General features: G+C 61.8%; 21 protein-coding genes. 5 read left to right on the top strand and 16 right to left on the bottom strand.

Annotated elements, in window-relative coordinates:
- Positions 1–74 precede the first annotated feature (74 nt).
- Positions 75–794, bottom strand: a complete 720-nt coding sequence (locus J2805_RS18870; protein ID WP_309978979.1) for a TetR/AcrR family transcriptional regulator — start codon at positions 792–794, stop codon at positions 75–77.
- A 102-nt stretch (positions 795–896) separates the two neighbouring features.
- On the opposite strand from J2805_RS18870, the gene J2805_RS18865 reads away from it, so the two are divergent.
- From J2805_RS18865 to J2805_RS18855, 3 genes are read left to right on the top strand one after another with little or no spacing between them, the layout of a single operon-like run.
- The gene (locus tag J2805_RS18865; RefSeq protein ID WP_309978977.1) at positions 897–1703 is read left to right on the top strand and encodes a DUF4386 domain-containing protein; all 807 of its coding nucleotides are present in this window, start codon (positions 897–899) and stop codon (positions 1701–1703) included.
- 5 nt (positions 1704–1708) lie between these two features.
- Complete coding sequence (locus J2805_RS18860; RefSeq protein WP_309978975.1) at positions 1709–2302, top strand: hypothetical protein; 594 nt, start codon at positions 1709–1711, stop codon at positions 2300–2302.
- Entirely contained in the window at positions 2299–3258 is a 960-nt protein-coding gene (locus tag J2805_RS18855) for an NAD-dependent epimerase/dehydratase family protein (RefSeq protein WP_309978973.1), read from the top strand. The genes J2805_RS18860 and J2805_RS18855 overlap by 4 nt, the downstream gene beginning before the upstream one ends.
- 428 nt (positions 3259–3686) lie before the next feature.
- On the opposite strand, the gene J2805_RS18850 is transcribed toward J2805_RS18855, so the two are convergent.
- Positions 3687–4169, bottom strand: a complete 483-nt coding sequence (locus tag J2805_RS18850) for a tetratricopeptide repeat protein (RefSeq protein WP_309978971.1) — start codon at positions 4167–4169, stop codon at positions 3687–3689.
- A 263-nt stretch (positions 4170–4432) separates the two neighbouring features.
- Positions 4433–4690 carry a hypothetical protein gene (locus J2805_RS18845; RefSeq protein WP_309978969.1) on the bottom strand — a complete coding sequence of 86 codons (258 nt, stop codon included), beginning with the start codon at positions 4688–4690 and terminating at the stop codon, positions 4433–4435.
- Positions 4691–5179: 489 nt separating this feature from the next.
- On the opposite strand from J2805_RS18845, the gene J2805_RS23975 reads away from it, so the two are divergent.
- Positions 5180–5821, top strand: a complete 642-nt coding sequence (locus J2805_RS23975) for a class I SAM-dependent methyltransferase (RefSeq protein ID WP_396134430.1) — start codon at positions 5180–5182, stop codon at positions 5819–5821.
- Positions 5822–5838: 17 nt separating this feature from the next.
- Here J2805_RS23975 and J2805_RS18840 read toward each other — a convergent pair whose 3' ends face one another.
- The 13 genes from J2805_RS18840 to J2805_RS18785 form a co-directional block, all read right to left on the bottom strand.
- On the bottom strand, positions 5839–6375 hold the full coding sequence (locus J2805_RS18840; RefSeq protein ID WP_309978967.1) for a GNAT family N-acetyltransferase: 537 nt from the start codon (positions 6373–6375) through the stop codon (positions 5839–5841).
- A gap of 1071 nt (positions 6376–7446) precedes the next feature.
- Positions 7447–7638, bottom strand: coding sequence for a hypothetical protein (locus tag J2805_RS18835; protein ID WP_309978965.1), 192 nt, complete (start codon positions 7636–7638; stop codon positions 7447–7449).
- A gap of 254 nt (positions 7639–7892) precedes the next feature.
- Complete coding sequence (locus tag J2805_RS18830) at positions 7893–8132, bottom strand: hypothetical protein (protein ID WP_309978963.1); 240 nt, start codon at positions 8130–8132, stop codon at positions 7893–7895.
- Positions 8133–9902: 1770 nt separating this feature from the next.
- A complete protein-coding gene (locus tag J2805_RS18825; protein WP_309978961.1) occupies positions 9903–10445 on the bottom strand; it encodes a GNAT family N-acetyltransferase in 543 nt (180 codons plus the stop codon).
- Between the two features lie 1175 nt (positions 10446–11620).
- Positions 11621–12607 carry an SDR family oxidoreductase gene (locus J2805_RS18820; RefSeq protein ID WP_309978958.1) on the bottom strand — a complete coding sequence of 329 codons (987 nt, stop codon included), beginning with the start codon at positions 12605–12607 and terminating at the stop codon, positions 11621–11623.
- Between the two features lie 101 nt (positions 12608–12708).
- Positions 12709–13548 (bottom strand): helix-turn-helix transcriptional regulator, encoded by an 840-nt coding sequence (locus tag J2805_RS18815; RefSeq protein WP_309978956.1) that lies wholly within the window; start codon positions 13546–13548, stop codon positions 12709–12711.
- 251 nt (positions 13549–13799) lie between these two features.
- Positions 13800–14078 (bottom strand): ATP-dependent DNA ligase, encoded by a 279-nt coding sequence (locus tag J2805_RS23970; RefSeq protein WP_396134419.1) that lies wholly within the window; start codon positions 14076–14078, stop codon positions 13800–13802.
- A 42-nt stretch (positions 14079–14120) separates the two neighbouring features.
- Positions 14121–14405 (bottom strand): hypothetical protein, encoded by a 285-nt coding sequence (locus J2805_RS18810; RefSeq protein WP_309978954.1) that lies wholly within the window; start codon positions 14403–14405, stop codon positions 14121–14123.
- A 44-nt stretch (positions 14406–14449) separates the two neighbouring features.
- Positions 14450–14593, bottom strand: a complete 144-nt coding sequence (locus J2805_RS18805; RefSeq protein ID WP_309978952.1) for a hypothetical protein — start codon at positions 14591–14593, stop codon at positions 14450–14452.
- 55 nt (positions 14594–14648) lie between these two features.
- Positions 14649–15050: a hypothetical protein gene (locus J2805_RS18800; RefSeq protein WP_309978950.1), complete on the bottom strand. Its 402-nt coding sequence runs from the start codon at positions 15048–15050 to the stop codon at positions 14649–14651.
- Positions 15051–15371 carry a hypothetical protein gene (locus J2805_RS18795; RefSeq protein WP_309978948.1) on the bottom strand — a complete coding sequence of 107 codons (321 nt, stop codon included), beginning with the start codon at positions 15369–15371 and terminating at the stop codon, positions 15051–15053.
- Positions 15372–15415: 44 nt separating this feature from the next.
- Positions 15416–16714 carry a Y-family DNA polymerase gene (locus tag J2805_RS18790; RefSeq protein ID WP_309978946.1) on the bottom strand — a complete coding sequence of 433 codons (1299 nt, stop codon included), beginning with the start codon at positions 16712–16714 and terminating at the stop codon, positions 15416–15418.
- A 9-nt stretch (positions 16715–16723) separates the two neighbouring features.
- Positions 16724–17155, bottom strand: a complete 432-nt coding sequence (locus J2805_RS18785; protein WP_309978944.1) for a LexA family protein — start codon at positions 17153–17155, stop codon at positions 16724–16726.
- Between the two features lie 275 nt (positions 17156–17430).
- On the opposite strand from J2805_RS18785, the gene J2805_RS18780 reads away from it, so the two are divergent.
- Positions 17431–18057: a hypothetical protein gene (locus J2805_RS18780; protein WP_309978943.1), complete on the top strand. Its 627-nt coding sequence runs from the start codon at positions 17431–17433 to the stop codon at positions 18055–18057.
- The last annotated feature ends 7 nt before the right edge of the window (positions 18058–18064 follow it).

Here is an 18064-nt window from a genome sequence, read left to right as displayed (position 1 = left end):
CGCGGTCAGTGCGACGCCTGTTTTGGAACAACTTGTGAGACACGAAGGTTACGCGAGCCCGCTGGACTGGGCGGTTAGCTGGTAAGTGCCTTGGTTGTGTCTGCCTCTGGAATGGGCGCTGCCGTGATGCCGTCGAGCACTTTGCGGAGTCCCCACATGAATTGCTCGGTGGATATGTAGCCGGCCATGGTGCCGGCTGCGGCGGCGGAGAGGGGATGGGTTTCGGCCGGGATGGCGGAAAGGCCTGCCTGCCGTGCGGCTATCCGTTCTGCTTCCGGGGGCAACCGGTGTGTTTCTCCTGAGTCCGCGACTTCCAGGGCTATCGAGCCGAAGACGTAGACGATCAGCAGATAGGCCGCTTTGGCAGCGTCCCCTGGCGTGAGGCCGGTATCCACGAGAATCCCCATGAGGCGTTCGTTCAGGGCGAGTGCGTGTGGGCCGTTCATCGGGCCGCCAATCATCAGATTGACCGCCCCTGGATGGGCGGTGAGTCGCTCCCGCAGCTCCAGGGCGAGAGCTTCAATTCTTAGGCGCCACGGCACCTCGCGGTCCGCGAAGACCGCATGATCGACCAGTCCGAGCAGATGCTCAACAATGGCCTGAACCACCGCGGCTTTGTCAGGAAAGTATGTGTAGACGGCGTTCGGCGCCACGCCAACCCGCGCGGCGATGCCGCGGATCGACGCCGCCTTCATGCCGCCCTCATCCAGAAGGTCCAGTGTCGCCTCCAGGATCTCCTCCTGGGTTAGGGCGCGGCGGGGTCCGGGTCTGGATCTACGGACTGGTGATGCCATCGTTCGGGGTCCTGTCTCTTGACAATCTTCTGTACGTCGTACAGTATTTGTACATCGTACACTAATTGTACGGCGTGCAACATTCTCGGGAAGCCGGACACCATGACACCCACTTACACGGACAGGAACCTCCTACGGGCAACCGGCAGGTTGTTCGTCGTGAGCTCCCTGGCTTTCGCCGCGGCCGCCACAACCCTCTCGGTCACCTTCGACTGGCCCGATATCCTGCGGGAACCGGCCAGCACTGTGCTGCCGGCCTTCGCGGCCGGCGGACCCGGGCTGGTCTGGACCTGGTTCGCAACTGCCTGGACCTACGGACTCCTGGCGGTGCCGGTCCTGCTGCTCCCCGCAGCTCTCGGCCTCCGCGATCATCCGGCCATGCGCGTCGCCACCTACGTAGGTGCCGCCTCGGTGCTCCTGTCGCTCATCGGGTTCCTCCGCTGGGTCTTCGTCGTTCCACCCCTAGCCGCCTCATATGTCGGTGGCGACGCCACAACGCAAGCCGCCGTAGACGCCGCCTGGACAGCGCAGCACCAGTTCGGCGGAGCGCTCCTGGGAGAACATCTGGGCCAATTGCTGGTCATCGCGTGGTCAGTCACCCTCAGCGTGATCATCCTGCGCAGCGGGATCCTTCCGCGCTGGCTCGGTGCCGCCGGGCTCCTCGTCAGCATCATCTACGTACTGAACCAAGGCGACATCCTTGCCACCGCAGTCCCCGGCTTCCCGATCTGGGACCTGGCCGGCCTTCTCGGCAGCACCGGCTGGGGTTTGTGGGTGGCCGCCCTGGGCGTCTGCATCCTGATCCGCTCCGCCCGCCGCGCCAGCCCCACAGCCACCGCGCCCTCCGTTACTTCCTCTCCCTCAGAACCCACAGAACCCCGGCACCCAACGACCGGCAAAAGGAATTGATCCCCATGAACCGCACCAAAACATCCCGAACGACGTTCCTTCGCAGCTGGCTACTCTGGACCGCCGGGTTCCTCGCCCTGCCACTGGCCGGGTTCGCCGGAAGCGCGGTCATCGGACGCGTGGACGGGCCGCTTCCAGCCCTGGCGGGCGGGGCCATAGCAGGGCTCATCATCGGCGCCGGCCAGGCACTCACCAGCAGCGGCCGGCTGCAGGCCCGAACGTGGATCCCCGCAACAGCTATCGGCATGAGCGCAGGACTCTTCCTCGGCGCCGCGGCCGTCAGCTACCGCACTTCCCTCACCGATCTTGCCCTGATGGGGGCCATCAATGGCCTGGTCCTCGGATCCGCCCAAGCGTTGGCCCTGCCCGGTCGGATGCACCGGCGCTGGATCTGGGCCGCGGCGATGCCGGCATTGTGGGCTCTGGGATGGACCATCACTACCCTCTTCATGATTCAGGTCGGCCAGCAATTCATCGTCTTCGGCGCCAGCGGAGCACTCGTAGTCACCGCGATCTCCGGACTCCTGGTCCAGGTCCTCCTGCCCTTCCGGGTAGGGGAGCGGCGTGCCGGACAGGCGCCCTCGGCGGCAACCGCATGAGTACGGGACTGCACGTCATCTTCGGCACCGGAGCCATCGGTCTCGCCACCCTCGATGCCCTCCAGCGCCGCCGCCGGACCGTCCGGCTCGTGAACAGATCAGGACAGGCACCCGTTCCCGATGGCATCGAGGTCGCCGCAGGGGACGCCAGCGATCCGGTCTTCGCCAGCGAGGCGGCCCGGGGCGCCGCGGTCGTTTATCAGACCCTGAACCCGCCGTACTCTCAGTGGAGCGCACAGTTCCCCGCACTGCAGTCCGGTGTCCTCGCCGCCGCCGAAAGCAGCGGCGCCCGCCTGGTCAGCATGGAAAACGTCTACATGTACGGACGCCCCGATGGACGCCCCCTGACAGAGGACCGCGCGAACAACGCCCACACGAAAAAGGGGCAACTCCGGGCAAGGATGTCGCAGGAGCTCCTCACTGCCCACCGTGCCGGCCGCGTCCAGGTCGCCATCGGCCGCGCCTCCGATTACTTCGGCCCCCGGGGAGGCGCTCAATCCAACCTCGGCGACCGGGCCTTCCCCGCCGCCCTGACCGGGAAAACCGCCAATGTGCTCGGCGACCCGGACCAGCCTCATACCTACACGTACATCCCTGACATCGGCGAAGGCCTCGCGGTCCTCGGCGAACATCCCGACGCCCCGGGTGAAATCTGGCATCTGCCCAACGACCCCGACACCCGCACGACAAGAGAACTTGTCGACGTGATCTACAAACTTGCCGGCCAGCCCAGCGCCAGACTCCGAACCCTGCCGCCGCTGCTCCTGCGCGGCCTCAGCCTCTTCAACCCCACCATCCGTGAACTCCTCGAAATGCAGTATCAATTCGAGGAACCCTTCATCGTCGACAGCAGCAAAATCGCCGACCGGCTAGGCCTCACAGCAACCCCCATCGATGAGGCCCTCGCCGAAACACTTCTGAGTTACAGAGCTGATAAGTCCTCGGCCGTCCGGTAACCATCCTTAATCCTTGTCGGCCGATCGAATCAGGGATCCGGAATGGACCAGGCAGCCGGCACTCCGCACCACCGCTTCTCGCTTGACCCCTGGGATTCCCAGGGGCTCCCGGACTGACTAAATCCCTGCGAGTGTGTGAGCACACCAACCAGAGCTCAGTGTGGGAGTGTCCCCGGCTGAGGGTGTCCTGGTTCTAAAGAAGTGGGACGATTGCAGGGGGCGTCTGCACGGAATGTCAGAAGTGGTCTGCACTGGGACCGCTGGGAAAGACGCCGTCGGAAGGCGAACCCTGACCGGGCGAAAAGTGACTCTCTTTGACGCTGTAGATCAGAGAGTCGTCTCAGGGACGGGTCCGAAGGAAAGCTACCTTCACCGGGCGCTTGGCAGGCCGTGGACCCAGAGCGCGTGCTCAAAACGCGGGCGTCGACCTAGGCAGGAGATGGACCGAGCTCTGCCGCGTACCCGGTGACTGCGCGACGATAGAGCGGAAGGGTCTTGGCCAGGGCCTCGAGTGCAACACGGAGAGCTTGATCCGGCCGGCCGGAATCAAAAAGTGCCAGGGCGAGGAAGGCACGATGAGCGTCCCCGGCGACGTCATTTTCCTCCACATCCTCGAGCACTCGAATGGCCGCCTCGAACTCGCCCACGTTGCGCAATGAGCTGGCGAGTTGAATGAGTGCCTGAGGCCGTCGTCTGTCATCGAGACCAGCGTCTAGGGCAAGGCGGTATAGGGGTATCGCTTCCGTCTCGCGCCCCAGGAAGTCGTGAACAGAAGCCCATTCATACAGAGCCGCGGCATCCCCATCAGGCCGTTCATCGACGAGCGTCTTCATGTCCCTGAAGATTGCGGAGTCCGTGTCATCGGCCTGGGCCCAACACTCCTGCACGCGGCTTTCCCAGTTGTCCGTCATGCGCCGATTCTTCCATGGCGACACAACCTGCTGTGACCGCAAGTAGGTGGGGTCGTGAGCCGAACCCTGACCGGGCCGAAAAGATGGTCGGCCCGGTGTATCGGACGAAAAGTCAGTTCACCGCGAGAACGACACGTTTCGGCAGATAGCGATGGAATGCGGGCGGCCAGGCATCGCTGAGCCGGGGAACCTTGCCTCCACTAGGAGACATGGCTGAGATCAGCTTGCTCAGATCACGATTGGGGGGAATGACTGCTCGCGTCCTAGACCGGAGGTTGGTCGAGAGTAGAGCCCTGCTGGCGGCGACGGATTTCTTTTACTGTCAATACGGACTGAACAAGCCAGCCGACCCCAACGAGCACAGCTAGTACAGCCGGCCAACCAGACCAGGCGAACAAACCTATTGCGATCCAGACTATTCCGAATGCAATCCAAAGGTTTTTCAGCCACCTAAGATCGGCGGCCGAGCGCTTCGGAAAGCGCAGTGAGACCTTCATCCTGGCAACCAACTTGTCCCACATGGGGCTTCCTTCAGTCCACGCATGTTCGTGCATTCGATCGGCGGCCGAGCACTGGTCCACCTACCACCGAGAGTTGTGAAACGACCTCTCACAAGGAACTGTATGCCTCAGCTTCTCGGTCTGGAATGAGTGTCAACTACCTGTTTTTCTCGGCGGAGGCAACTGTCAGGAGTCGAACCCTGAGCGGGCGGAAAAGTGGCCGCCTCCTGCACCGGGCCCGTAACGGCGAAGAATGTGCGTTCCGAGAGTTAGCGACCCCTTGCGGGCATTCCCACGGGATGGAACTGGGACAGCCCTTCGTGATGCAGCCGAAGTCGGGTGCCTCTGTGGTGGACTGTGAGAGTGACTCACCCAAGCTCGGAAATTGGCCCGTTATCCCCAGCGACTCACCCCGGATCTGAAAGTGGGGCCTTGTTCTATGACCGTCCCGGCGTGGCCGAGCGGTACGGGGCTCACCGTCACGGCGGAGTTTCCAGCCCGAACTTCGTTATGGAGGAGCCGGCGCTGCTTGCTGAACTGGGAGACGTAGCAGGACTAAATGTCCTGGACCTTGGCTGTGGGGACGCCGCACTGGGGGCAATGCTGTTACAACAGGGATGCGCCAGCTACCTGGGTATTGATGGTTCCCAGGAGATGGTCACGCGAGCCGAGGTAACACTCCAGGACCATCGAGGGACAGTGGCCCTTCAGAACATGGAGGATCTGTCGCTTCCTGCCGAGAGTGTTGACCTCGTAGTTTCGCGGCTGGCACTGCATTATCTTGAGGACCTGGACGCCGTCCTGCGCGCCTGCCGTGCGACATTGCGTCCCGGTGGGAGGCTGTGCTTCTCTGTTCTTCACCCAGTCATCACCTCATCCGATGTGCACTCACACCCAGGACCGCGTGGAAGTTGGACTGTTGATGACTACTTCCTGAGTGGAGCGAGGGAGCGCTTGTGGATGGGCGACACCGTGACTTGGTTCCACCGGACCGTTGAACAGTACGTGGGCGCGATTACGGGTGCAGGGTTCAATCTGACAGCTCTAAGCGAGTGCGAACCAGTACCAGGCCGATTCGGCGGAGACGAATCCGAGTTGGCCCGTAGAAGGCGTGTTCCGTTGTTCTTGTTCCTGTCGGCTCGAGCAGCCTGAGGCTCGTCGGGCGCGCCCTATGGGAGGCATGAGTACATGTACATATCCCTGCGCTGGCCATCGATCTCCAGCCAGCTCCTCAACGTCCCTTCGCGGATGAAGCCAGCGTGCTCGGCTGCCCGCCACGAGCCCTCGTTCCACGGTTCGACGTAAAGCTCCAGTCGATGAATGCCTGATTGCGCCAGGCCCCAGGTGGAGAGGGCTTTCAGCGCAGTGGAAGCGACGCCCTTCCCTCGCTGGCTTGGTGCCACCCAGTAGCCGATACTTGCCCGCCCTTGGCTGAGGTTTTTCAACCACAATCCAATTTGTCCGACTGCCTGATCCGAGGTCGCATCTGCAATTGCAAACGAGTATCCGGACCTGTCAGCCAGACGCTGGTGCTGCCTTTGGATGAACGCCAACGCAGCCGTTTTTGACCCGCTAGCGGGAACAGTTGTGATCAAAGGAATTAGTGGATCTTCCGAAACTTCCTGGATAACTGCCACGTCGTCCGTGCTAAACGGGCGGAGCCTGTAAGGGAACGCAGCCAATACGGGCTGCTCCAGGGGGTTCATCCTCAAACTTTACGACGCGTCGGACGCGGAATAGCAACTTGCCCGACTGGGGTATGACGCGCCAGGCCCTGTCCCCGTGCTACGCCAAGGAATGGGACGAACTGTTCGTCGACAAAGCAGCCGGAGAATCATCGCCAGCGGCTCCGCACGTCCCTGCTGATCTCTGGCAGCCGGTAGTCCGCCATGCCGCTGCTGCCATATTCAAGAGGAACCTCTGCGGCAAGAAGCGATACTCCCGTTTCAAATAGCGACGAATGAGAATATGCTCCGTACAACAGTGCGAGGCCGCCGGTTGTCCGCCCGGGGAGGGCTAAATGACAAAACGAGAAATTCTCGGATCCATCTTGGGCCTGATAGTCAGCATTGGCGTGACGATAGTGGTCATGTCCCTTATGTTCCCTCCGGGCCATCCAAATTTTGCGGCAATGGTGGGAACGATTGTGACCGTTTTCGTTCTCTTCGAGGTTGCCCGAAACCTTTGGATTCTCAGAAAGCGCCGAAGTAACAGCCAATGACCTAGCTCAGATGCTCCGCACTGCCTTTGCGCGGTCCCGCATCGGCTGGCTTGTAGACCCAACCCTTACCGGGTTGAAAACTGGGCATCAGACACCGGATGCCGAAATGTGCATCCACCGCGAGCCCAAAGAGGAAGCTACCCTGACCGGGCCGCCAGCCGGCCGCCAGGGCGTATGGGCTGACTTGAATCATCTGCCGCCGAAGACAAAGTAGTAGAGAGCGAAGGCCCCTGCTACAGCCACAATAGATATCCCATAATTTCGGACAGAGCGCTTTCGTCTTCTTTGGTACTCGGCTGCTTCCTCGTCCGGCAAGAAGAGGTTGACCTTCGCTGCTCCTCTGGACAGAGGTCCGGCTGCAAGGATCATGCCAAGGCCAATGAAAGTGACAAGAGAAACGAAAAGCACCGCCGGCCCCATGCGCATTACCTCTTCTGTGGCTTGTATCGCCGTTGGATAAATCCTAGGCGCGAGCATACCGCCCGGCGCCCTTTACGTAGCCGGCATCATGGTCATGCAGGATCGTGAGCCGAACCCAGACCCGGACACTGCAGGCCTATTTGAGCTTTTTGATTCGGTCCATCATTGCAAGAGCCAAAGGAACTGCGATCACTGTGGTTACGGCAGTGGTCGCAATTGGCGACCAGCCGAGCGCCTTGCCAATTAACGCTCCGGAAAGTGAAATAGCAACAAAGATGAGGACCGTTCCCACAATGAGTCTCAGACGACGCTTCCTCAAATCAGCCATACCGAGACACTAGCGGAGGGCGCAGAAGAACGAACAGTCACGCGGTTTTCATTGTGGCAACCCTGAGCGGGCGGAATTTCGGCTCTACGGCGCGTGAATTACGAGAGAGGCGACGAAGAGCCAGCGAGAGGAAAGCTACCCTCAACGGGCACGACCTGGGCGAGCGGGCCGAGCGTGAGTTCAGCCGTTCGTTGCCAGATCCAAAGAGAACGCGCTGGTGGACCCTCGGGAGGCGTTCCGAATTGCTCTTCGCTTTATTGTTCTTCTTCGTGTTGTTGATATTCGTGGGGAAGACGCCTGAGCGTCCTAGCCCCTAGAAATAGACTGATGACGAGGATGACGGCGGCCGCTAGCAGGATCGCAACTTCTTCTGGTGCAGGGTCTCCCGTCAGCAGCAGAACTATCATCACGATCAGAGCAATTGCACCGATGGCGATAAGCGTTGAAAAGTACCACCTTGCGCGGCCCTCCCTCGGGTCAATCCATGGTTTCATCCGATATCCCGCTCTCTTTCTAAATTGAAGCTTCCCCCATGTGTCAGCGGCATTCAATAGAAACTAACGAGGTTCGGGTTCGAGGCGGCTGCTCCCGGTCGGTCACTCCTTGGCCCAGCGAGCTGATGCTCAGCGAAGGACGTGCCGCGACGCTTATGGGAGGAGTCCCACCAGAGAACTTGACGTCGTCCGCAAGGGTAAGGCGCAACTGGCGCAGATTACGAACCCTGACCGGGCGGAAAGCAGGGCTCCTTAGACGAGCGAAGGCCAGAGAGCCGACTCGTGACGAGCAGAGTAAAAGCGACAATGAACGGGCAGGGATCCAGCGCATCAAGGTTGATCGCTAGAGCGTCCCTCATCCCCAATGGTGGGCGCCTCACCCGGCTTTGTGTTTAGCCATCGTCCAGACTTCGCGCTGTCGCTACGATGAGGCCATGCAGCAAGTGATAACACAGTCGATAGTGCTCTCACTGATCGGTATATTACTGGCTATTCCGATGGTGATATTCGTCACGAAGCATCCACGATGGATGAGCGAGCCGCTGGATACCCAGCGGAAAGCCCTGATTGTGCTGTTTTTCATAGGGCTGTTTTGCGAACTCGCAGGAGGCGCCATGCTCGTAACTGCTAATTACTGAACTGCGGCAGCGCTCCCATGCAGAGTCCTGCAGCGCCCTGTGTGCAGCTGTTGATGACGGACTTTGGCGGCGCAGGACGCTCACCCCCTTACATCGCAGGCCGGCGGCCGTCAGCCGAACCTGCAAAGTGTCGCTGTGCTCCCCTTGACTCACCCGCGGCTTGAACGGAAGCTGTCCCTAACGACCCCAGAGAGATAAGTCATCTTTTTCCGGGTCTCCTCTTCGAATGCAGGATTCCATCGCGCGTCTAAGTAAAAGCCCAAGCGATCGTATCCATGGACAACTACCCGTGTTCCCCCGGGGGCGGAGTCAAGGGTTACTGTCATCCCAACGGGAACACTTCTTCGCCCCCAGGGCAGCATCGTTCCCCACAAACGAACCCACAGGTTGGACCCGGTTTTCACGCTGACTGTCGTGTCGTCAACGTGAGGATGCAATCCTGCTGACCTGAAACCAGCAGCCAGCGCACGAATACTTTCAGCCGGCCCTCGATCAACAAGAAATGAATCGTTCATTTCATAGATTGGATCCACAGTTCTCTCTCACTTCCACACGCATGGAATACCGCGCCAAACAGTGCCCCTGCGCGCCCCTCGGACTGCGACGCTAACCGCTCCGATGACGGCGCCCCAGAAGAACCTTCCCGGCTTTCCTCATCTCACATCTCACAATTATGGTCATATTCATTTTGAGTCCTTGGGTGAGCGTACCGACGAGTCACGGTGGGGACCATACCTTTGCTGCTCACATTTCGCTGGTAAGCGGACTGGGACCTGTTGTCCAACCCGCGAACTCCGCACTCCTGTCTGTACACCTCATGCCGAGGTACCTTTCCGGGCACCCGGGCGGACCCACCACCCCACGAAACACAGCGAAACATTTCTCGCATACCCGCCCGTACAAGCCGTCCCGTAAGCCGGTCGGGGTGCGGTACACCCCGAAGTGCTTAACGGCTACCGCAGCCGCGGGGTCGAAATTGGTCATAGAGCCCGCCCGTATGAACGCCCGTTAGAGGGGTGGTGTGCCAGAGGCGGCAAAATGTTGCCCGGCGACGAAAGTGTGGCGTCCCAGTTCCAAGGAAGTGGAACACCGAAACCGCGGCAGAGCAGCGAGGTCCCGCGTAGCGTGATTCCTAGCGTGAAGGAAGGCGAGAGTACATGTACATGTCCTTGCGCTGGCCGCCGATCTCTAGCCAGCTCCTCAACGTCCCTTCACGTATGAACGCGCTGCGCTCGGCTGCGCGCCAGGAGCCCTCGTTCCAAGGCTCAACGTAGAGCTCCAATCGATGAATCCCGGGTTGCGCAAGACCCCAGCTGGCGAGGGCACCTAAAGCAGAGGAGGCAGCTCCCTTCCCCCGATGACTTGGCGCCACCCAATAGCCAATGCTCGCCCGGCCTTGGCTGAGGTTCTTTAGCCACAGTCCGATTTGGCCAACTGCCTGATCAGTGGAGGAATCAGCAATAGCGAAGGAGTACCCGGTGCCATCAACTAAGCGTTGGTGCTGCCTTTCGATGAAGGCCAAAGCTGCCTGCGGTGAACCGCTGGCGGGAACCGTCGTGATGGCAGGAATCAGTGGATCGCTCGAGGCTTCCTGGACTACAGGAACATCGGCTGCCGTAAACGGGCGGAGCCTATAAAGGGATGCAACGAGTACAGGCTGATCCAAGGGATTCATTCTCAGACTCTACGCGGAGCCCCTCGGGGAGACACCGAAACTGCGACGGTCCCAGTTCCAAGGAAGTGGGACACATTTGTCCGATTATCCGTTGAGCCTTTCCGCCAGCCGTTTGCAACAGGAGGACTCACGGACAAGCGAGGATGTAGGCATGAGTTCACAGATGCCGATTGCTATCCGAGCCACCGCATATTGGAAGACACGTCGTTGGTTGAAGAGTCGTTATCTCAGCATTCGGTATGACGCGCGACTCGCGGACGGGCGCGAGGAATACGGCGTCAATTTGGACGCCGTGCTTCAGGGATCCCGATTCCCCGCGGACTACTGGTCCACGAAAAACGGTGCAGACCATGCGTGCCCGGAAGAAGGTACCGGAGCATGGGTGGACTACCCCTACGGCCGGCCGCTCTAACCAGCCAGCGCAGTAGGGGGCGCACCACAAAGAGTGTCCCGGTTCCAAGGAACTGGGACACGGGCAGTATTACCGCGCCCTTCCAACTAAGCCTTCCCACCCCTTCAATCGAAAACCTAGGCATGTTTGGGGTTATGGATCAGGAGAAGGGTGCCCGTCATCGGGCCAGAACGAAGCGACGACCTGCGAACGATGCAATTGCGGGGTTCGTGAAGGGACTTTGCCAAGCGGTGGGCTTGGAGGTTGGGCAACGCATACTTGACCTCTTTCGTTGAATCCGTACTCCGATGCCCTCTGGCTGTGGGACGTGTCATCAGGATGAGGGGAAGGGAATGGGCATGGGTTCGAGTCTTGATGCTTTCGCGAGCCCGCAACGCAGCAATTCCTTGCACTGCTGCTACCTTCAAGAAGAACTGTTGCGACGTTTGTGAGAAACCGCCTCTTCGGTCCGGCGCCGAGGCGCTGCTGCAGCGCGGAGAAGTTCAGCCGGCCTTGTGTCCAGATCACCGCTTCGCCGTCGATCACGCACCCAGGAGGCACCGCGGATGCGATGACCGCAACGAGTTCCGGGAAGTACCGGTTCTGTTGGGCCCAGAGGGGGTGTCGGGCACGTCCTTCACGTCGCGGTTTCTAGCATCCTTGGATGAGGTGCAAGGGGTGATGCTGCCGTGGTGACCTTCCGGCCGCCTCGAAAGGGACCTGGCCATTACCGACCTGATTGAGGGGCGTTGTCAGGCCCTCGGGTGTGGTGTGGCACGCGTGGTCAGAGGGTTGCCCGCATTCCTACGAGGTGCTCGGATACCTCCCATATACGGTGTGCGTCGTCCATGTCACGTAGGGGGGCCCATAGTTCTTTTACTGCGGGTGGGCCGCCGACGGTGCGTTTCGGTCCGAAGAAATGATCTCCGCCGTATTCGGGATCTGTTGCGGCCATGAGTGCGGGCAACGCGGCGCTCTGCGGGGTGCCCGCGAGGCCGATCTGGGAGAGGAAGCCGATGAGGCGACGCTCTGGAGGCATGCGATCGCGGCCCATTGCCGGCTGCGCCGCGAGCAGGTTGGTGGGCGAGATGCCGGGGTGTGAGATGTTACTGCTGATGCCCCATCCGTTGGAGCGGCTTCGTGCGTCGAGTTCCCGTGCGAACAAGCCCACGGCGATCTTCGACCCGGTGTATGCCTTCATGACGTCGTAGCTCTGCTCGTAGTTCAAGTCCTCCCAATTCATCGAGCCATTACGCGCGGCGACGCTGGTTTGGTGTGTGACGCGTGCCCGGCCCTCACGCAGGAGCGGCAGTAGGTTCAGGGTGAGTGCGAAGTGGCCGAGGTGATTGGTGCCCCATTGCAGCTCGAAACCGTCTCGGGTGACCTGACGTGTCGGCGGGCGCATGACGCCGGCGTTGTTGATGAGGATGTTGATCGGACGTCCTTCAGACATCAGCGTGGCCCCCAGGGCGGCCACGGATTCCAGTGAGGACAGATCTAGTGAGCGGATAGTCACCTTCGCGCCAGCGACGGCGGCGCGGATGAGCTGCACTGCGGCGTCGCCCTTCTGTTTGGACCGGACAGGCAGGACGACCTCCGCACCAGCCTGCGCCAGGCGGGTAGCGATGACGGTGCCGATGCCGTCGCTTGCACCGGTGACGATGGCGATTCGTCCGGTCAGGTCGGGTACGTCGAGGTCGTAGACATGTGCCACGAGAAGTTCCTTTGGTTGGTTTTTCCTTCGCAACACCTGATTGGTGGTTGTCACCATGATCCCCTGCTTGCTCTGGCGCATCCAGGACCTGTCAATCCATGGCTGGCGAAGTCACCTGTGCTGCGGGGCGCGGCTCCCTGAAGGATTCAGGGGGCGATTCAGGAGACGGTGGTATGCGTGCCGATGACGGTGAGGAGTTGTAGCTTCTCGTTGCTGTCACTTCCGGGCACGGCCGTGTAGACCAGCAGTCGATGCGACTGATCAGGATCGAGCAGTGTCTGGCAATGCAGTTCCAGGCGTCCGACCGATGGGTGGATGAAACGCTTGATCTCCGGCGGATGCAAGCCGACCTCCTGGGCGTCCCAGGCACGGCGGAAATCCTCGTTGTCCTGCAGCAATGCTGCTAGCTCAGCGGCCCGCGAGTTCGGCCCCCTCAGGGCGATGAGCTGGCGCAGCCCTGAGGCGTAGACCCGCGATAGTTGCTCACGCTCCTCTGGCGAATACGGGTCCCTGGCTGCCGGCTCGGTGAACCACCGGTAACCGATGCTCCGACCCGGACCAGTGCGCGCCGAAGCGTCACCGAGAAGGGCCATCCCCAGTGGGGTTTGGCGCAGGGTCTCTCCTACCTCAGTAACTATTTCGGCGGGCGTATCAGGGAGGCGGTCAAGGATCCGGAGCAACCCGGGACCCACGAAGTTACTGGCCGCTCCTCGTACTGGCGGGCTGTGTCCCGCGAGGCGGAAGATATGGTCGCGCTCACCCAGGGTCAGGTGCAGGCCCTGAGCGATGGAGGCGATCATTTGCTCTGAGGGGTGCGGGCCCGTACCGCGCTCCAGACGCGCGTAGTAGTCGGTCGACATGTGGCACAGTGCCGCCACTTCTTCACGACGAAGACCATTCGTCCGCCTCCGCTGACCACGGAAGAGTCCAACGTCCTCGGGCTGCAGCGACTCGCGTCTGTGACGAAGGAACGCGGCCAAACCTTCGCGATCAATCACGATGTCCTTCTTTCTGGGGCTAACCCTATTTGTATCCCGTGCACGACGCGCTATCCACGCCCTGACGATCCACCCTTTGAGGGACCTGCGTGCGGATGCGCCCTTGATTGTGAGTGCCTGCGCGGCCGGAGGCTCATTTCGGAGCAGTCATGGGATGCACCGCTGTCGAGACGACGTGGGGCATAGAGGGCACTCGAGAACAGCTGACCGCCATCGACCACTGACGAGATACGAATGCATGCGCCGGAAGCTCATGCACTTTCAACCGTTTGGCTTCGTGAATCAAGTGAGCGGCACTGTCGCGCACTGATAACTGGAGTCTCACCAGGGCAAAGGTCAGTACGACGGCGCTTCACGCCAACAGAATACCGGGTCAGGTCCTTGCCCTGCCGGGACCACAATATGGCCCCGTTATCGTCCCGGATGCAGATGCAGCGGTAACCGTCCCATTTGGGTTCGTAGCTCAGGTTTCCGGTCTGTGTTGTGGTCCGGGGCATTTTCGTGACAACCCGGGCGAGGGCGACTTTCACCGGCGGGGCCAATCCCGCCGGCAGCCCGGCGCCGGCCCTGGCTTAGCCGTCGTCAGCGAGGCCTTCGAATGCTTCGAGTTCCACCGCGTCCAGCAGCTCCGCGGTACTGTTCCCGGTGACCCTGGCTAACTCATCGAAGGCGATGAACCCGGACCGGGCCAAGGCGACGATGAGCTCTGCGAGGTATGAAGGGCCGTTGCGCTGCACAAGGTCAAGTAGGACCGCATGGATGCGGCCGGTCAGTTCGTTGGGGCCTTCGGATTCCTCAGCCGCGATGCGTGTGAGCGTCAGAGCGGCCAGCCGCGGATTGTCGTAGATGAGTCCCATGGCCTAACGCTACGCGTCCGCCGGCCAGAGGAAGCGGAAGGCAGCTAGTTGGTCCGGATCGCGATCAGCTTGTGGCCCTCCGGCACCTTCGCGTCCGGTGCCTGCCGCGCTTGCACGTAGCTGGCCCCTTCGGCGTCTACGCGCTCGTGCGCGCCGGAGGGATCTTCGATGGTTCCCGTAATCTTCACCGGATCATCATATTGGTCCGCAATCCGTCGGTGAAGGACTCCACGAGCGGCCCGGTCAAGGTTTTCGGGCCAACCGTGCACCGAAGGCGTCCAGGGCATGCGGCAAAGGACCGGCCCTGTTCCTGAGGAGATCAACAGGGCGGCCTCCTCCCAGATCCCTGGACGGAGTGACCATCCAGACCGTGAAGTAGTTGTGCGGGACGTTCAGTTCCATCGCGCGCTGGAACAGCCCGACGACGGTCGGGTGAAGCGAACCGCCGGCGAGGAACTGGAATCCCGGGCAGAAGGTGCCGTCGTCGATGAAGACGCGGACGAGCTGCTGCATTAGCGGTTCAGGGTCTTCCGTGAGCTCGGAGAGCCGGCGGTGAACCTGTTCTAGGCGCGGCAGCGTGAATTCTGTCCTGATCTCTTCCCAGGTCTGATCACTGATCTGTCCGGGCGTCACAGTCGAGGGCATTCAGCAACCGTCATCGATGGACTCCAGGAGCCACTGCGTAGCAAGCGGTTCCCGGCGCAGCGTGAACGTCCGCAGCGCCGAGTGGGAGCCAAGGACCTGGACGCGCCAGTATTCGACGCTGACCAGATCCCCGCTGCCGACTGCGGCGGTGCGCCGGGTGTCCCACCAGGAGTCGCGGGCGAACCAGTGCTGGGACTCCGTGTCGGGATCGACGATCCAGATCCGTCCGTCGTGCCGGACGGCGAGGGGCTTGCCTGCCGTGTCTAGGCGGACGTGTACGACCAGGGTAGTGCGGCTGGGGGCTTCGGGTGTGAGGGTCATGACTGTGTTCTTTCGTGGTGCGGTCGTGCGGGTGGTGTGGTGGTTTAGGCGGCTTTGACGAGGGGCAGTTCGTCCCAGTGGGTGGTGTAGCGGGGGGAGAGCATGTCCCGTTTCATGCTCCAGTCCAGACCGCCCTTTATTCCGGCGTAGCCGAGTCCGATCGAGCCGCGCCCGTACCGGCGGGTCACTTCCTCGAGGAGTGTTCCGACGCGGCGTTCCTCATGCGGATTCTCAAACAGGGACAGCGGTGCCTGGTTGCCGGTGGGCCGCAGGTCGGTGACCATGATCCCGGCCCGGGCGTAGCGGCTTCCCTCATTGATCATGGGCAGCAGTGCGTGGGCTGCCTTGGTCAGGATCACCGGGTCCGCGGTGGGCATCGGCAGCGGGATGCACACGGAGGGGTAGGAGGTGTCTTTCGGGTTGAAGTGGGAGGTGCCGGCGAACGCGGTGAGAACTTTGGCCTGCAGGTCGTGTTTGGCCAGCCGGGCCGAGGCCTGCTGCCCGTACACGCTCAAAACCTGCCGCATCCCGGCCGCGGTGGTGATCGGTGTGGCGAAGGAACGGGAGAAGATCAGCTGATCCCGCCCGATCCTTTCTTCCTCCATCGGAATGCAGGGCGTGCCCTGCAGTTCCAGGACGGTGCGCATCATGACCACGGAGAACCGGTCCCGGATCATCACCGGATCGGCCCGGGACAGGTCAAGGATCGAAAAGATGCCCATCGCGTTCAGGCGTTTGGTCAGCCGGGTCGCGACACCCCAGATCTCCGCCACGGACAGGCGCCCCATCAACCCCTCCTGTTCGGGCAATGGGACGGAGCCCCAGTGGCAGACCCCGCCGAACGCCGGGTTGTTCTTCGCCCATTTGTTCGCCAGCTTTCCCAGCGTCTTCGTGGCCGCGATCCCGACACAGACCGGAACCCCGACGTTCCGCCGCACGGCAGCCTTCATCGACCGGCCCAGAGCCAGAAGCTCGGCCGGGGTGCCTTTAACGCCGAGGAAAGCTTCGTCGATGCTGTAGACCTCCAGCCAGGCCGAGTACCGGCCCAGCAGCTCCATCACCCGGGCGCTGATGTCGCCGTAGAGCTCGTAGTTGCTCGACAGGGCCACGAGCCCCCATTCCTTGGCCCGCGGGGCGAGTTTGAACCACGGCTCACCCATCGGGATGCCCAGGGCCTTGGCCTCGGGGGAGCGGGTGACGGCGCAGCCGTCATTGTTGGACAGGACAATCACGGGCCTGCCCTCCAGTGACGGGTTGAACGCCCGCTCCGCCGAGGCGTAGAAGCAGTTCACGTCCACGTGCGCGATCTGCGGCATCCGCCGCATCACAGCTGGCTTAGACATGGCCTCGCCCTAAACGTAATGAAGGCATCGGGTGGCCACACCCCAGATAACGAGGTCGCTCAGGGCCGGGACGCGGATGTCCGGGTAGGCCGGGTTCTCCGCTTGCAGTACGACGCCGGTGGCCGTGATCCGCAGCCGCTTGATCGTCAGCTCCCCGTCCAGGACAGCAACAACGACGGACCCGTCCACCGGTTCCATGGCCCGGTTCACGATCAGCTCATCGCCGTCGCTGATCCCGGCGCCTTCCATCGATTCCCCGGACACGCGCACCACATAGGTGCTGGTGATGTCCTTGATCAGATGCTCGTTCAGGTCGATCCGGCCATCAAAGTAGTCCTGCGCCGGCGACGGGAAACCCGCCGCAACGGGTACCGGAGAGACCAGCACCGACAACAACGACACGCCCGCCTCTATCACGCGGGGACCGATAATAACGCCCACAACACACCTTTATTCGAATATATGTTCGATTCAATCAGTGTAGACCCTGGCCCGGACATTCAAGGCACCCGCTCAGCGGCCCGGCTCCGGTGTCAATTTAGGTCACATTATTCACAGTCCAGTCATGTCGTTTATGCCTGTCTGTAAATGAGGGATGTCGCTGGGCCTATGCTGGTCTTGTCAGCGCGCGGGGGCGGATGGAATTTGGGGGTCCATCTGGCGGACCGGGCGAAGATGAAGTATCCACCTTCCGGTCTCAATCAAAGGTCTCAGCCATGAAAATCCCCTCTCCTCGCACCCGCAAGATGGCGGCCTTCGGCGCCGCTCCTCTGGCCCTTCTGATCGCCGGCGGCATGGTCTGGCAGGGATCCCAGGCCGCATTCACGGCATCCACGCGCAACGCCGGCAGCTCCTGGAGCACCGGTAACGTCACCCTGACGGACGATGACCTGGGCGCTGCCGCGTTCACCGTGGAGAACATCGTCCCCGGCCAGACGGGCCAGAAGTGCATCGTGGTGACCTCCCAGTCCAACGTCCCGGGCGAGGTTCGGGCCTACACACAGAACCTGATCAGCTCCAAGGGGTTGGAGAACAGGATCTTCTTTGACCTGGAGCAGGGCACGGGCGGTTCCTTCAACGACTGCACCGGTTTCACCCCGACGGTCAACACCGTCCCGGAGCTGCCCATCTCCACCCTGGCCACGGTCAACCGGAACTTCGCCACCGGCGGCGCGTCCTGGCAGACCGCCGGCACCCCGGGTGAAACACAGAGCTACCGAGGGACCTGGCGCTTTGACACGACCGGTTTGAACCAGGAGGACATTAACGCCCTGCAGGGCGCCCGGGTGGGCATCGACCTGGTGTGGGAGCTCCAGTCGGACGAGTCCCCCACCGCACCGTAGCCCGGGG

The organism is Arthrobacter oryzae (assembly GCF_031454875.1).
Classification (GTDB): domain Bacteria; phylum Actinomycetota; class Actinomycetes; order Actinomycetales; family Micrococcaceae; genus Arthrobacter; species Arthrobacter oryzae_D.
This window is presented reverse-complemented; position numbering and strand designations above follow the sequence as displayed.

Coding starts and splice junctions, on each gene's coding strand:
- J2805_RS18790 (WP_309978946.1), bottom strand. CDS start 16,714: ATGTCTAAGCCAGCTGTGATGCGGCGGATGCCGCAGATCGCGCACGTG.
- J2805_RS18800 (WP_309978950.1), bottom strand. CDS start 15,050: ATGCCCTCGACTGTGACGCCCGGACAGATCAGTGATCAGACCTGGGAA.
- J2805_RS18835 (WP_309978965.1), bottom strand. CDS start 7,638: ATGGCTGATTTGAGGAAGCGTCGTCTGAGACTCATTGTGGGAACGGTC.
- J2805_RS18870 (WP_309978979.1), bottom strand. CDS start 794: ATGGCATCACCAGTCCGTAGATCCAGACCCGGACCCCGCCGCGCCCTA.
- J2805_RS18825 (WP_309978961.1), bottom strand. CDS start 10,445: ATGAATCCCTTGGATCAGCCTGTACTCGTTGCATCCCTTTATAGGCTC.
- J2805_RS18860 (WP_309978975.1), top strand. CDS start 1,709: ATGAACCGCACCAAAACATCCCGAACGACGTTCCTTCGCAGCTGGCTA.
- J2805_RS18855 (WP_309978973.1), top strand. CDS start 2,299: ATGAGTACGGGACTGCACGTCATCTTCGGCACCGGAGCCATCGGTCTC.
- J2805_RS18865 (WP_309978977.1), top strand. CDS start 897: ATGACACCCACTTACACGGACAGGAACCTCCTACGGGCAACCGGCAGG.
- J2805_RS23975 (WP_396134430.1), top strand. CDS start 5,180: ATGGAGGAGCCGGCGCTGCTTGCTGAACTGGGAGACGTAGCAGGACTA.
- J2805_RS18830 (WP_309978963.1), bottom strand. CDS start 8,132: ATGAAACCATGGATTGACCCGAGGGAGGGCCGCGCAAGGTGGTACTTT.
- J2805_RS18840 (WP_309978967.1), bottom strand. CDS start 6,375: ATGAACCCCCTGGAGCAGCCCGTATTGGCTGCGTTCCCTTACAGGCTC.
- J2805_RS18780 (WP_309978943.1), top strand. CDS start 17,431: ATGAAAATCCCCTCTCCTCGCACCCGCAAGATGGCGGCCTTCGGCGCC.
- J2805_RS18795 (WP_309978948.1), bottom strand. CDS start 15,371: ATGACCCTCACACCCGAAGCCCCCAGCCGCACTACCCTGGTCGTACAC.
- J2805_RS18845 (WP_309978969.1), bottom strand. CDS start 4,690: ATGTGGGACAAGTTGGTTGCCAGGATGAAGGTCTCACTGCGCTTTCCG.
- J2805_RS18820 (WP_309978958.1), bottom strand. CDS start 12,607: ATGGTGACAACCACCAATCAGGTGTTGCGAAGGAAAAACCAACCAAAG.
- J2805_RS18810 (WP_309978954.1), bottom strand. CDS start 14,405: ATGGGACTCATCTACGACAATCCGCGGCTGGCCGCTCTGACGCTCACA.
- J2805_RS18850 (WP_309978971.1), bottom strand. CDS start 4,169: ATGACGGACAACTGGGAAAGCCGCGTGCAGGAGTGTTGGGCCCAGGCC.